The organism is Sulfitobacter sp. DSM 110093 (assembly GCF_022788715.1).
GTDB lineage: Bacteria > Pseudomonadota > Alphaproteobacteria > Rhodobacterales > Rhodobacteraceae > Sulfitobacter.
Genome location: NZ_CP085167.1, coordinates 1,070,119 through 1,084,643 on the forward strand (window position 1 = coordinate 1,070,119; position 14,525 = coordinate 1,084,643).

Sequence of the window (14,525 nt, forward strand, 5' to 3'; positions counted from 1 at the left end):
AAGCAGCGCAAAGGTCACAACTTCGGTGGTGTGAAGATGGCCTTTCATGCCTCTGTTATCATGTGTCATTTTACAACCACGCCCATGCCAAAGACTGCCCGCCATGAAACTAGCGGGATGACAGTGCGCAGGCCAGATGGTAATTTACAGCGGCCAACGTTCGGCCCATGCAAGGACATCATGCCTAACCCCATCGCCTATATGATGCTGCTGATCTGGCCCATTGTCTGTTTGGGCCTGTTTCGCAACCTGCCGCTGCAACGGGCACTGATCTGGTCGATCCTTGGCGGCTATCTTTTCCTGCCGCCGCTGACAGAGTTCAATCTGCCGCTGGTGCCGGGGCTTGATAAAGTGTCGATCCCCAACCTCAGCGTGCTGTTGATCATCTGGCTGGGCACACAAGAAAAGCTTCGGCTTTGGCCTGCTTCGCGTATGGCGGGGCTGTTGGTCGTGGGATTTTGGTTTTCGGGCGTACCGACGGTTCTGAACAACGGCGATCCCATTTTGTTTCAATCGATCTTGGGGTTTGATCCGGTTGTCTTTCCGGTGGATGCTTTGCCGGGGCTGTCGATCCGCGACATCGGTTCTGTTCTGATCGGCCAGGTTCTGGTGCTCGTACCCTTTTTGCTGGCACGTCAGTTCCTTGCCGATGAGAAAGGGCTGCGCGAGCTTTTGTTGGCTTTTATGATCGGCGGGCTGATCTATTCTGTGCCGTCGTTGTTTGAAATCCGCTTCTCGCCGCAGCTAAACACTTGGATTTACGGGTTCTTTCAACACTCATTCGAGCAGATGATGCGCAACGGCGGGTTCCGCCCCATCGTCTTCTTGCCCCACGCGCTGTGGTTGGCATTGTTCATGTGTATTGCATTGGTCTCAACGGTGGCGCTGGCGCGGCAAAGCCCGGTTATCAGCCGATGGAAGATGTTGTTTCTGGCAGTCTATTTGACCGTGGTGCTGCTGCTGTGCAAAAGCCTTGCCTCTATGGCCTATGCGCTGCTGCTGGTGCCGACGGTGCTGTTGTTGCCCACGCGGTGGCAAATACGGTTGGCGGTTGTCTTTGCGGCTGTTGCGATGATCTATCCTATGCTGCGCAACGCTGGTCTGGTCCCGCTTGAGGCACTTGTGGCCCAAGCCGAGGCGATCAGCGCAGAGCGGGCAAATTCGCTGAGCTACCGTTTCATGAACGAAGAGCAACTTCTTGAACGAGCGGCCGAAAAGCCGTGGTTCGGCTGGGGCGGATGGGGGCGTAACTTGATCCGGGATGCGACCACCGGCAGTATCCTCTCGATCCCCGATGGGCGCTGGATCATCGTATTCGGATCCTTTGGATGGGTTGGCTACCTGTGTGAAATGGGGCTGTTGGCATTGCCGATCTTCTTGATGGGCCTATACCTCTACCGTCGTGGGGATGCAGGCCTATCCCCTTGGATCGCACCGCTGCTTTTGATCTTGGGGATTACCATGATGGACATGTTGCTGAACGCGACGCTGACCCCGCTGACTTGGCTTACTGCCGGGGCAATCCTTGGCCATGCCGAGGCCCTAGCAGGCGCGCGGTCAGGTCTGAATATCGCAAGCGAGGTCACACCCCCCGTTATCGCGCGCAAGCGGACGGTTTTTTAAACCGCGCGCTGATCACTGCGATGTGAAGCGAAATTGACGTTGCGGCACGCTCTCGGCTCATTTTTGACAGATTTGCCTGTTGTATGCTGCACCCGAAGCTTAAATTGAACCTAAGAAGGCTCATCTCTGTGACCAAGCGGCGATGGGACATGTGTAGCAATGAATAGCACGGACAGCACTCTTTCGCGCGATGATATCGCGATTGTCGGCATGGCGGTCACTGTTCCGGGGGCCGATGGGGTTGATGCTTATTGGGCGAACCTGCGCGACGGCGTGAGCGCGCTTAAGCGGTTGGACGAGGCGCAATTGCGCGCGGCCGGAGAGAGCGTCGAGCGAATGGCACGGCCAAATTACGTGCCCGTCACCGCCGAAATGCCGGGCTATGACATGTTCGATGCTGAGTTCTTTGGTTTCTCTCCCAAAGATGCCGCAATCCTTGATCCGCAGCACCGCAAGTTTCTTGAAATCGCATGGCAGGCGATGGAGCAGGCGGGCCATATTCCAGAGACCCTCTCGGGTCCTGTAGGGGTCTATGCGGGCTGTGGCATGGGCAGCTATTTCTATTTCAACATCTGCTCGAACCCCGAATTGGTGGATGATGTAGGCATGTTCCTGCTGCGCCATACCGGGAACGATAAGGATTTCCTCTCGACCCGTGTGAGCCATGTGCTTGACCTCAAGGGGCCGTCGGTCAACCTGCAAACCGCCTGTTCCACGTCGCTAGTGGCGATCCATTATGCCGCACAGGCGTTGCGGTCGGGTGAGATCGATATGGCGCTGGCGGGTGGGGTGACGATCGAACTGCCGCAGGGCAGGGGCTATGAGTTCAAGGAAAACGAGATCCTTTCGCCCGACGGGGAATGCCACGCCTTTGACCACCGCGCGCAGGGCACCGTCTTTGGCTCTGGTGCAGGTGCCGTGGCATTGCGGCGGCTTGAGGATGCCATTGCCGATGGTGATCATATCTGGGCGGTTATCAAAGGGTCTGCGGTTAACAATGATGGGGCGGCCAAAGCGGGATATCTGGCGCCGTCGGTCGATGGGCAGACGGCTGCCATCGCCCGCGCGTTGGATGCAGCAGGTGTCGCGGCCCAAAGCATCGGCATGGTCGAATGCCACGGCACGGGCACCTATCTAGGCGATCCGATCGAAGTCGCCGCGCTGACCCAAGCCTACCGGGCCGAGACGAAGGCCGAGGATTTCTGCCGGATCGGTTCGGTCAAAACCAACATTGGCCATCTGGATACCGCAGCCGGGGTTGCCGGGCTGGCAAAGGCCGCGCTCTCGCTGCACCATCGCCAAATCCCGCCCTCGCTGGGCTATGAGGCGCCAAACCCCGCGATCCCGTTTGATGGCTCGCCGTTCCGCGTGAATTACCAGCTTTATGATTGGCCCGCACAGGCAACCCCGCGCCGTGCGGCGGTTAACGCGCTTGGTGTCGGCGGGACCAATGCGCATATGATCCTCGAAGAAGCGCCCGTGCGCAGGGCGTCCGAGGAAAGCGATTTCCCCTTCCATGTGCTGTGCCTATCGGGCCGCAATAAGGCCGCACTTGAGGCCAATGGCACCGCACTGGCCGCGCATCTACGTGCGCATCCCGAACAGCCGCTGGCCGATGTGGCATTCACCCTGAAACAAGGGCGACGCGCCTTTGACAAACGCCGCGTGCTGGTGGCCGAAAGCCATGAAGAGGCCGCAGCGTTGTTGGAGAGTGGCGACAGCCGCCGCGTTTTTACCCATGACAATCTTGGTTCCGATCCCGAGGTCGCCTTCATGTTCCCCGGTGGTGGTGCGCAATATGCCGACATGGCCCGCGACCTTTATGAAACCGAACCGGTCTTTGCCGAATGGATGGACCGGGGGCTGGTGCATCTGGAGCCGCAGCTTGATTACGATATCCGCGCGATTTGGTTGCCAGAGCCTGAGGTCCGCGCCGCAGCTGAAGCCAAGCTGAAGCAGCCTTCGGTGCAATTGCCGCTGATTATGATCGTGGAATATGCATTGGCGCAGCTTTGGATGTCTTGGGGCGTGAAACCTGCTGCGCTGGTGGGACATTCCATGGGCGAAAACGTTGCCGCCTGTCTGGCCGGGGTGATGCGTTTTGAAGAGTGTATCGACCTTGTTCTACTGCGTGGACGGCTGTTTGACGAAGTCCCAGCAGGCGGGATGATCAGCATCTCTGCCCCGCTTGAGCAGATCACACCGCATCTGGGCCAAGACCTTGATATCGCCAGCGTGAATGGCCCGGAACTGATCGCAATTTCCGGTCCCGACAGTGCGCTTGTCGCCTTGCAGGAACGTCTGACGGCGGCCGGACTTGAGCACCAGAGGATCGCCATCGACATCGCCGCCCATTCGCGAATGTTGGACCCAATCCTTGACCGCTACCGCGCCTTTCTTGCCAAGCTGGACCTGCGCGTGCCTCAGATGCCTTTCCTATCAAACCGGACGGGGAAGTTGATCACGGCAGAGCAGGCCACAGACCCTGACTATTGGGTCGAACAACTGCGCCATACGGTGAATTTCGCCGATTGCATCAGCCACCTTACCAGTGATGCCCCAAAGGTCTTCCTTGAGGTCGGACCGGGCAAGGCACTGTCGGCTTTGGCGCAGATGAACGCGGATGTGGCACCGGGGCAGGTGATGTCGTCGCTGCGCCACCCTGACCAGGAGATGGCAGATGATGCCTATTTCCTTGGCGTGATAGGGCGGCTATGGGCCTGCGGTGTCGAAGCCGACTGGGCGCAGATTTGGGGGGAGGCGCGGCGCAACCGTATGCTGCTGCCGACCTATCAATTCCAGCGCGCGCGCTATTTCATCGAGCCGGGCAAGGCCGTGCAAAGTTCCCCCACACCGCAGCTGCAGCGCGAGGATGACATCGCCAAATGGGGTGCCGTTCCCCATTGGCAGCCGCGCTATGCTGAACGCGACATGCGTGTTTCTAGTTCGCTTAACTGGTTGATTTTTGCGGATAAGGCCGGGCTGGGGGCCGAGGCTGCCGCGCGGCTTCGCGCAGAAGGGCACCGCGTTGTGCAGGTCACCGCGGGCGATGCCTTTGCCCGCGTCAGTGCCGATCAGTTTACCATGGCCGCTGAACAGGGCCGTCCGGGCTATGATCAACTGCTGACCGCCCTAGAGGCCGATGGGCAGATGCCAGACCGGATCGCACATTTCTGGCTAACCGATGATACGGTGCAGCCGCGCCCCGGCTCCAGCAGGTTCGACCGCAATATCGAACAAGGGTTTTGGAGCCTGACGTGGCTTGCCCAAGCGCTGGCCGACGGAGAACGTGACGCACCGCTGCATCTGAGTGTTTTCACCACTGGGGCAACGCAGATTGGTGACGCGGCTCTGGCTTATCCCGAAAAGGCGCTGATTTCCGGCCCTGTGGGGGTGATGGCGCGTGAACTGCCGGGGCTGACGGCATCGCAGATTGATTTGGCTGTCGCGCAAACTCCGGCGCAGGTGGGGTGGTTCGCAAAGCCCGTGGCCGCTGTGCCGGTAATCGACGCGGATGACCTTTTGGAAGAGCTTCTTGCCAGCCCCGCCAACCTTCAGGTCGCCCACCGTGCTGGCCGCCGTTATGAGTTGGGCTACCGCAACGCCGCGCTGCCACAAAGCGATTTACCGGGGTGGAAGGCGCAAGGAAGCTACCTCATCACCGGGGGCTTTGGCGGCATCGGCCTGACCCTTGCGGCGGATATTCTGCACACCAAAGGCGCCCGCGTTATTCTGCTTAGCCGCGCCGCCCTACCGATGCGCCATGAATGGGAGAGCTATCTGGCCAGCCACGGCCCTGCCGATGCCACGGCCCGCCGTTTGCGTGCGGTGATGCGACTTGAGGCACAGGCCGTGCAGTCTGGCGGTGCGGTCGAGGTCGCCCGCGCAGATGTGGCGAACCTTGCGCAGATGCGTCGGGTGATCGACGACCTGACCACCCGTCATGGTGGGCTCACCGGGGTGATCCACGCCGCAGGCGTGCTGGACGACGCGCCGCTTCTGGCAAAATCCGATGCAGGCATCGATGCGGTGCTGGCCCCCAAGTTGCAGGGGTTGCGAGTCTTGGATCAACTTTTGCCGGATGGCGCGCTTGATCTGATGGTGTTGTTTGCTTCAACCTCTACGGCCACCCGCGCGGCAGGGCAGTTGGATTATGTCGCGGCGAATGCATGGCTTAACGCCTTTGCCCAATCGCGCCGGAATGCGCAGACACGCGTGGTCGCAGTGAATTGGGGTGTTTGGGCCGATGTCGGCATGGCCGCTGAAACCCTCAAAGGGGGCGGTGCCGTAGCGCTGCCCGCACGCGCGATCAATGCGGCGTTGCTTGAAACCGCCGGATCTGGCGATAGCGGCGCCCCTGAATTCATGACCGAAATCGCGACAGAGCATTGGCTGCTGGACCAGCACCGCACCAGCGACGGGCGCGCAATTATGCCCGGAACAGGCTATATCGAACTTTTGGCCGAAGCGGCACAGGCCCAAGGATTGGCCAGTTTCACGCTGCAAGACCTTTATTTCCTACGGCCCCTGCCGCTGGCCGATGGGACGCGGCGCAAGATCAAGATCACCCTGCACCCCGAGGGCACAGGCTTTGCCACTGAACTGCGCAGCGCCTGTGTGGTGAACGGAAAAGCCGCATGGCAGTTGCATGTGCAAGCGCGTTTGATGCCTGCTGAGCCGAGTGCTGAAACACTTGACCTAGATGCTATCGCTGCCCGTTGCCCCACCGTTGCGCGGGCTGAGCCCGGTGATCGTTTGCCCGCCGCCCAAGAGGCGCATCTAAAGTTCGGCCCACGTTGGCACGTGTTGCAACGCACCGCCCTTGGGCAGGGCGAGGGGCTGGCCGACTTGCATCTGCCCAAGGCGGCGCAAGACGATTTGACCGACGGCCATCTACTGCATCCCGGCCTGATGGACATCGCCACCGGTTGGGCCATGGCGCTGGTCCCCGGCTATGCTGCGCGCCACCTGTGGGTGCCGCTGTCCTATGGTGAGATCACGCTGCACGCCCCACTGCCTGCCGATATCCGATCTTATGTGCGGCTGGTCGAAGGGGCGGCTGCGTCGGGCTTTGCCCGCTTTGATGTCACGATCACCGATGCGCATGGCGCACCCCTTGTCGACGTGCGCAATTTCGCGATGAAACGGCTCGAAGGTGCCTTTGCCGAGGTGCCAGCCCCCGATGCGCGCGAAGTGGTGTTTGAAGAGGGCGACAGTGCACCGACACTCAGCCCCGCCGAAGAACGGTTGGCCCGTATGGTACGCCAAGGCATCCGCGCGCTGGAGGGGCCAGAAGCCCTGCGCCGGGCATTGGCGCTGGACGTTCCGCAGGTCATGGTTTCATCCTTGCCATTGCAGAGCTTAATCGCACAGGCCGACGCCCCGGTGACGGAGGCTGCCCCCCAAGGGCAGAGTTTCGAGCGCCCGGATCTGGATGGCAGTTTTGTCGCACCGCGAAATGCGATCGAAGAAAAACTGGCTGAAATTTGGTCGAACCTTCTGGGCGTTAGCCCAGTCGGGGTCGACGATAGTTTCTTTGACCTCGGAGGGCATTCGCTGATCGCCGTGCGGCTTTTTGCGGCGGTGAAACGGGAGTTTAAGGTCGAATTCCCGATCTCTGTCCTGTTCGAAGCACCCACGATTGCCAAATGTGCCGCGTTGATCGCGGCAGAACGGGGCGATTTGGCCGACGCTGATGCATCAGACATAACGCCTGCTGCGCCTCAGCAGCGGTTCAATTACCTTGTCCCGCTGAACCAATCGCGCAGCGATGCGACGCCGCTCTTCGTTGTTGCGGGCATGTTCGGCAACGTGCTGAACCTGCGTCACCTTGCCTTGCCCTTCAGCAATGAACGCCCAGTCTTTGGCATACAGGCCCGCGGGTTGATCGGGGACGACGCCCCGCATGAAGAGGTGCAGACCGCTGCCGCCGATTACATCTCCGAAATCCGCGCCCTACAGCCCCAAGGCCCCTATCTGCTGGCGGGGTATTCAGGCGGCGGGATCACATCCTATGAAATGGCCCAGCAATTGAAAGCCGCAGGGCAGGAGGTGGCCGTCCTAGCGATGCTCGACACGCCGCTGCCCCTGCGCCCATCGCTCAGTAAGATCGACAAGACATATATCAAATTGGCCGAGTTCAAGCGCAAGGGGCCAGCCTATCTGCTGGAATGGGCGCGTAACCGTTGGGCATGGGAGCGCGAGCGCCGTCGCGCGGTGCCAGATGCGGGCGGTGAGGCTGAGGCAGGTGTCTCTTTCAACAGCCTGCGCATTCAGGCGGCGTTCCTTCGCGCTGTAGGACAATATCAAACCCCCACTTGGGATGGCCCGCTAACACTGTTCCGGCCGCCGTTGGATCGCCATTGGGCGGTGTCCGGTGGCAATCACGTCACCGCCGAAAAGGAATATGTCTTTGAGGACAACGACTGGCGTCAATTTGCGCCGCGCCTGCAGGTGGTCGAAGTGCCGGGTGATCATGTCAGCATGGTCCTTGCGCCCAATGTGACCGTGCTGGCGCAAGAACTGGCCGAAGTCATCGCAGCGGCACTCTCCGAATACCCAGACAAGGCCGCAACACTGTCCGCTCACGCGGACAAGGCCCAACCTCAAGCAACGGCGGCAGAATGATGCAGCAAATGCCGCGCCTCTTGGTGGTTATCCTCAACTATCGCACCGCAGAGATGACCCTGCGCGCGGCAGAGGCTGCTCTGGCCGATATGCCCACCACAAACGCCGAATTGGTGATCGTCGACAATGACAGCGGTGACGGTTCTGCCGCGCTTTTGGCACAGGCGATCACGGCACGGGGCTGGGGGGAGGGTGATCGGGTGCGCCTTATCTCGGCCCCCCACAATGGCGGTTTTGGCGCGGGCAACAATGTCGCTATCCGGGCTGGCATTTCTGATGGGGCACCGCCCGATTTCGTGCATGTGTTGAACTCTGATGCCTTTCTGGACCCGGGCTGCATTGCAGGGCTATTGGCTCATCTGCAAGAACACCCCCGCGCGGGATTGGCCGGAAGCCATGTGCGCGGCGAAGATGATCTGCCCCATACCACGGCCTTTCGATTTCCGACTGCCGCCGGAGAGTTGGAGGGCGCTGCGCGGTTCGGCCCACTAACGCGGTTGCTGTCGTCGTCAGTGGTTGCGCCGCCTTTGCCGGAAAGACCTGCACAGGTGGATTGGGTGGCCGGGGCCAGCGTCATGATGCGGTGGGACATGCTGGCCGAGATTGGCGTCTTTGATGAAGAGTATTTCTTGTATTACGAGGAAACCGACCTTTGCCTGCGTGCCGCGCGGGCGGGTTGGGATTGTTGGTACGTGCCGCAGGCGCGATGCGTGCATGTGGGGTCCGTCTCCACAGGGATGAAGGAATGGCGTCGCATGCCGCGATATTGGTTCGACAGCCGCCGCCGTTATTTCACAAAAAATCACGGGCGTGCCTATGCCGCGCTGGCCGTTTTGGCGCGGCTTCTCGGCGGCGGTCTGCACCATTTGCGTTGCCTTTTAACAGGGCGCAGACCCGAAGATGCGCCGGGCTTTTACCGTGACCTTGCGGCCCATGCGCTTACCGCCAGACGCTCTGCCGCCACGTCCAATAACCCGTCCCGCTGCCCCGCCACGGAGGATCGTTCATGACCGCCAGTTTCAAGACTAATCCGTTCTCTGCCCTGCTCATGGGGGACGAATCCCTGACCATCGCTTGCGGTGACATGATTTTGGCGGGAGGGCACCAGATCGCCGCCGTGATCAGCCGCGATGATACGGTGCGTGATTGGGCCGAACGGCAGGGGCTGACGATTTACCGCGCTGCCGATGATCTGTTGCAGGCAGGGGTCACGGCCGATTGGTTGTTGAGCATCGCCAACCTGCGCCTGATCTCTGACGCAGTTTTGGCGCTGCCGACCCGTGGCTCGATCAACTTTCACGATGGGCCGCTGCCGCGCTATGCTGGGCTGAACACCCCCGCTTGGGCGATCATGAACGGCGAAGCGCAGCATGGCGTCAGTTGGCACCTGATCGAAGCGGGCGTGGACAAAGGCGATCTGCTGGCGCAGCGCATGGTGGATATCGCCGCAGATGAGACGGCCTTTAGCCTGAATTCCAAATGCTATGCCGCCGGAATGGAAAGCTTTGGCGAGGTCTTGGCACAGTTGGAAAGCGGCAGCTTGCAGACCACCCCGCAAGACCTGAGCCAGCGAAGCTATTTTGCCCGTGACAAGCGGCCCGCAGGCGGCGGCGTCATCGACTTTGCGAATGACGCACAGACGATCTCTGCGCTGGTGCGTGGTTTGAACTTTGGCGAATATTGGAACCCGCTTACCACGGCCAAGGTCGTGGACGCCGCGGGGCATGTGCTGACTGTATCAAACGTGGAGGTGCTAGAGACGACAGGCGGTACCCCCGGTGAGGTGATCTCGGTGAAGGGCGCGCGGCTGGTCGTGTCCGCAGCAGACGCACAATTGGCCTTAGAGGTGCTGCGTGACATTTCCGGTGACCCCATTGTTTTATCAGATGTCTTCAAACCGGGTGAGCGGTTGCCAAGCAGCGCAGGAGCATCCCCCACGCCCGCTGAAGAACCGCAGTGGCGGCGTGCTTTGGCGGGCTTTGATCCGCTGCCAGTTCCGTTGGCCAATGCACCCGCCGGGGCCGCAAGGTTTACTCAGCGAAACATCCCGTTGCCGCAAGACCTTGATCAATCGCTGCAAGTTACCGCCGCTGCGCTGGTGGCTTTGCGTAGCGCCGGGCGGGGCAATGGTGGCCTTGCACTGTGCCGCCAAGCAGAGCCCGCGCCGCTACTGGCCGATTGGTTGCCGGTAACCGTTACGGCAGAGGCGGGGACGACGATTGCCGATGTACTGGAGCTACTGACACCGCAACTCTCCCACGCCACCAATTCTGCGGGTTTTGCCCGAGACCTGCCGCTGCGTGATCCGGCGATTGGCCCGCTTGAGACACCGGATTTTGCGATTTCATTCGGAACTGTCCCCCTCATTGGCGCGGCGTTGACCCTTTGCCTGACGCCCGAGGGAGCCATGTTGCACGCCGATGGCACGCGGCTCTCCGAGGGTGCGATCAATCTGCTTGTCGCGCGTTTGGAGGCTGCCTTTGCCAAGGTCGCGGACGCGCTCGATTGTGGCACGGTCTGGGCGCTGTCCGGGGCCGAGGAGCAATTGCTAAACCGCGTGAACGCGACCGAACGCAGCTATGATTCCCTTATTCTTCACGCGGCATTTGAGGCACAAGTGGCTCGGGCGCCAGATGCACCAGCGCTGGTGTTCGAAGGCGAAACGCTAAGCTATGCCGCACTTAACGCGCGCGCCAATCAACTGGCGCATGTGCTGCGCGATATGGGGGTGGGGCCGGGCATGCCTGTGGCGCTCTGCACCGCGCGGGGCGTAGACCTTTTGGTGGGTGCACTGGGGATTTTGAAAGCTGGGGCGGCCTATGTTCCGCTCGACCCGGCTTATCCGGCTGACCGTCTGGCGCATTATCTTTCCGACAGTGGGGCGTCGGTGGTTGTGACGCAATCGACCCTGAGGGCAAGCCTGCCAACGCATAGCGCGCAGGTACTAGAGATCGACCGCGACCCACGCCTTGCCAACGCATCCGACGAGAACCCGACCGCCGATGCCGGGCCTGATGACCTCGCCTATTTGATCTACACATCCGGCTCTACCGGGACACCAAAGGGCGTGATGGTCAGCCACGGCAACGTGGCGAATTTCTTTGCAGGGATGGACGACCGCATCGACCACGATGCTGGCGCGGTCTGGCTGGCGGTAACCAGCCTTAGCTTCGATATCTCGGTGCTAGAGCTGTTCTGGACCCTTGCACGCGGTTTTAAACTGGTGCTGGCGGGGGATGATAGCCGGGCATTGATGTCGAATGGGCCGATTGCGACCAGCGACCGCAAGATCGACTTTAACCTGTTTTACTGGGGCAACGACGATGGCGTTGGTCCCAAGAAATACGAACTGCTGCTCGAAGGTGCGAAATTCGCCGATGCCAACGGGTTTAATGCCGTCTGGACGCCAGAGCGCCATTTCCATGCCTTTGGCGGCCCTTACCCCAATCCATCCGTCACAGGCGCTGCCGTGGCTGCGGTAACGAGCAATCTTGACGTGCGTGCCGGGTCTTGCGTGGCCCCGCTCCATCACCCCGCGCGGATTGCTGAGGAATGGGCGGTGATCGACAATCTGACCAATGGGCGTGTCGGCTTGGCCATCGCCAGTGGCTGGCAGCCTGACGATTTCGTACTGCGTCCGGAAAACACACCGCCGCAGAACAAGCCTGCGATGTATGACGCCATCGACCAGCTGCGCAAACTCTGGGCCGGGGAGGCGGTGGAATTCCCCCGTGCCGATGGCACATCCCATGCAGTGGTGACGCAGCCGCGTCCCGTGTCGACAGTGCTGCCCATTTGGGTAACCACGGCAGGCAATCCGCAGACGTGGAAAGAGGCGGGGGAGATTGGCGCCAATGTGTTGACCCACCTGCTGGGCCAGTCCGTGGAAGAGGTGGCGGATAAGATCGAGATTTACCATGACGCCCTGCGCGATGCTGGCCATGATCCGGCGGATCACAAGGTCACGGTGATGCTGCACAGCTATCTGGCGGATACGCGCGCCGAGGCCGAAGAGGTGGCGCGCGAACCTATGAAAGACTACCTGCGCTCGGCGGCGGGGCTTATCAAACAATACGCTTGGGCCTTCCCGGCGTTCAAAAAACCTGCGGGCACGACCAACCCATTTGAGATTGATCTTGAAGGGCTCTCGCCCGAGGAAATGGACGCGATCCTTGAGTTCGCTTTCCAGCGTTATTTCAACGACAGCGGCATGTTCGGCACCGTGGCCGACGGTCTGGCGCGGGCCGAGCAACTCAAGCGGATCGGTGTGGATGAGATCGCCTGTCTGATCGACTACGGCATTCCGACGGACAAGGTAATGGCGGGGCTCAAGCCCTTGGCCGACGTGCTGCGCCGCGCCAATGCAAGTGGGCAACCGGCGGAGGATGACCACTCCATCGCCGCGCAGATCATCCGCCATGGCGTGTCCCACCTGCAATGCACGCCATCAATGGCGCAGATGATGGTAACGAATGACGAAACACGCGGTGCGCTGGCGCGGGTGAAATCCCTGATGATCGGGGGGGAGGCGCTGCCCGGCACGCTGTCTCGCGCACTGCGTAAGGCGACGCAGGCACAGATCCAGAACATGTATGGGCCGACAGAGACGACGATCTGGTCAACGACCCATGTGATGCAAGACGCGCAAGCAACCACGGCGCCCATCGGCACGCCGATTGCAAATACACAGGTCCATGTACTGGATGATGCGCTACAACCGCTGCCTATTGGTGCTGCGGGCGCACTTTGGATTGGTGGTGATGGGGTGACGCAGGGCTACTGGCAGCGGGCCGAAATGACCGCTGAGAGATTCATCGCGGACCCTTTTGCCGTTTCGGGCCGGATCTATAATACGGGCGATCTGGTGCGGATGGACGCCGAGGGCGTGCTGCATTTCGAAGGCCGCGCCGATGCGCAGGTCAAAATACGCGGGCATCGGATTGAATTGGGAGAGATCGAGGCGCGGCTGGCGGAATTGCCCGGTGTACGCCAAGCCGTGGCCGTGCTGCGCGACGACACAGGGCAGGGCGGTGCGCAGCTTGTTGGCTATGTCGTCGCGGATGACACTGTTGAGAGTGACAGCGCGCGGCGTCAGCTTGCGGCGAACTTGCCAGATATCATGGTGCCGCAGGCCATTGTCACGCTGCCTGCCATGCCTCTGACACCCAACAAGAAAATCGACCGTAAGGCCTTGCCCGCGCCTGTGAAACGAACCACCCCGCCCGCGCGTGAGACGCCAGAAGCCAGCCCAGTCGAAGGCAGCCAAGCCGCCATCGCGCAGGTCTGGGGCGCGCTTTTGGGTGTCTCTGACATTCGCGGGGCCGATAATTTCTTTGCCTTGGGGGGGCATTCCCTCTTGGCGGTGCAGGCACATCGCGACATCAAAGCCGTCTTGAACACCAGCGCCTTGTCGATCACCGATATCTTCCGCTTTCCGACCCTTTCGGGGCTGGCCGCGCATATCGACGGGCTGAGCGGTAAGGTTACAGAACCTCCTGCCGCTTCCTCGGATGTCGATGCGCCTGCACGGTCTGAAACCATGTCCAAGCGCCGGATGATGCGCGCGGGGCGTGGGCGCGGGCAAGGCTAAGATGACACAAGAGGCCGAGATTGCGGCGGCGGTGCGCGGGTTGTTTGACCTGCCTGTCGCCGTGGCCGTAACGCGGCCTGACGTTGCCCATCCAGCTTTGCTGGAGGGCGAAGCCACCTTGATCGCCCGCGCACGACCTGCACGGATTGCAGAGTTCACCGCCGGGCGCAGCGCGGCACGAGAAGCGATGCGTCAACTTGGATATGCGCCCGAACCCATTCTCGCCACCTCCGATCGCGCGCCGATCTGGCCACCGGGGCTTGTGGGGTCAATCAGCCATTGCGCGGATTGGTGTATCGCCGTGCTGGCACCCCAAAGCGACATGCACGCCCTTGGCGTGGATATCGAAGACGACGGCCCGCTGCCCGCAGACCTGCTGCAAGAAGTCTGTAGCCCTATAGAGGTCGCCCGTCTGCAAGGGCAGGCGCCGTTGGGAGCTGCCAAACGCATCTTTTGTGCCAAGGAAGCGGCCTATAAAGCGCAGTATCCGCTGACGAAAACGCTGTTCGGCTTTGACCGGTTAGAGGTCACACTGGCCAAAGACGCCACCGCATTTGACGCGGAATTTACCCAAGCCACTGAATGCTTTACCCGCGGCGAGAAGCTGCCGGGGCGGGTCGCCCTTGTGGCGGGCCACCTTGTCAGCGGGGTGGCGATTGGGCAGATTGATCGCAAAGGAGCTTGA

At 61.1% G+C, this 14,525-nt stretch carries 5 protein-coding genes; all 5 read left to right on the forward strand.

Going from position 1 to position 14,525, the window contains the following annotated elements; genetic code table 11:
• Window positions 1-180: 180 nt before the first annotated feature.
• The 5 genes from DSM110093_RS05260 to DSM110093_RS05280 all read left to right on the forward strand — a co-directional run bounded on the left by DSM110093_RS05260 (window position 181) and on the right by DSM110093_RS05280 (window position 14,525).
• The gene (locus DSM110093_RS05260) at window positions 181-1,623 is read left to right on the forward strand and encodes a hypothetical protein (RefSeq protein WP_243267006.1); all 1,443 of its coding nucleotides are present in this window, start codon (window positions 181-183) and stop codon (window positions 1,621-1,623) included.
• A gap of 159 nt (window positions 1,624-1,782) precedes the next feature.
• On the forward strand, window positions 1,783-8,250 hold the full coding sequence (locus tag DSM110093_RS05265) for a type I polyketide synthase (RefSeq protein ID WP_243267007.1): 6,468 nt from the start codon (window positions 1,783-1,785) through the stop codon (window positions 8,248-8,250).
• On the forward strand, window positions 8,247-9,260 hold the full coding sequence (locus tag DSM110093_RS05270) for a glycosyltransferase family 2 protein (protein WP_347568636.1): 1,014 nt from the start codon (window positions 8,247-8,249) through the stop codon (window positions 9,258-9,260). The genes DSM110093_RS05265 and DSM110093_RS05270 overlap by 4 nt, the downstream gene beginning before the upstream one ends.
• Window positions 9,257-13,840 (forward strand): MupA/Atu3671 family FMN-dependent luciferase-like monooxygenase, encoded by a 4,584-nt coding sequence (locus DSM110093_RS05275; RefSeq protein ID WP_243267008.1) that lies wholly within the window; start codon window positions 9,257-9,259, stop codon window positions 13,838-13,840. Before DSM110093_RS05270 ends, DSM110093_RS05275 begins: the two co-directional genes overlap by 4 nt.
• A gap of 1 nt (window position 13,841) precedes the next feature.
• Entirely contained in the window at window positions 13,842-14,525 is a 684-nt protein-coding gene (locus tag DSM110093_RS05280; protein WP_243267009.1) for a 4'-phosphopantetheinyl transferase superfamily protein, read from the forward strand.

Coding starts and splice junctions, on each gene's coding strand:
- DSM110093_RS05260 (WP_243267006.1), top strand. CDS start 181: ATGCCTAACCCCATCGCCTATATGATGCTGCTGATCTGGCCCATTGTC.
- DSM110093_RS05265 (WP_243267007.1), top strand. CDS start 1,783: ATGAATAGCACGGACAGCACTCTTTCGCGCGATGATATCGCGATTGTC.
- DSM110093_RS05270 (WP_347568636.1), top strand. CDS start 8,247: ATGATGCAGCAAATGCCGCGCCTCTTGGTGGTTATCCTCAACTATCGC.
- DSM110093_RS05275 (WP_243267008.1), top strand. CDS start 9,257: ATGACCGCCAGTTTCAAGACTAATCCGTTCTCTGCCCTGCTCATGGGG.
- DSM110093_RS05280 (WP_243267009.1), top strand. CDS start 13,842: ATGACACAAGAGGCCGAGATTGCGGCGGCGGTGCGCGGGTTGTTTGAC.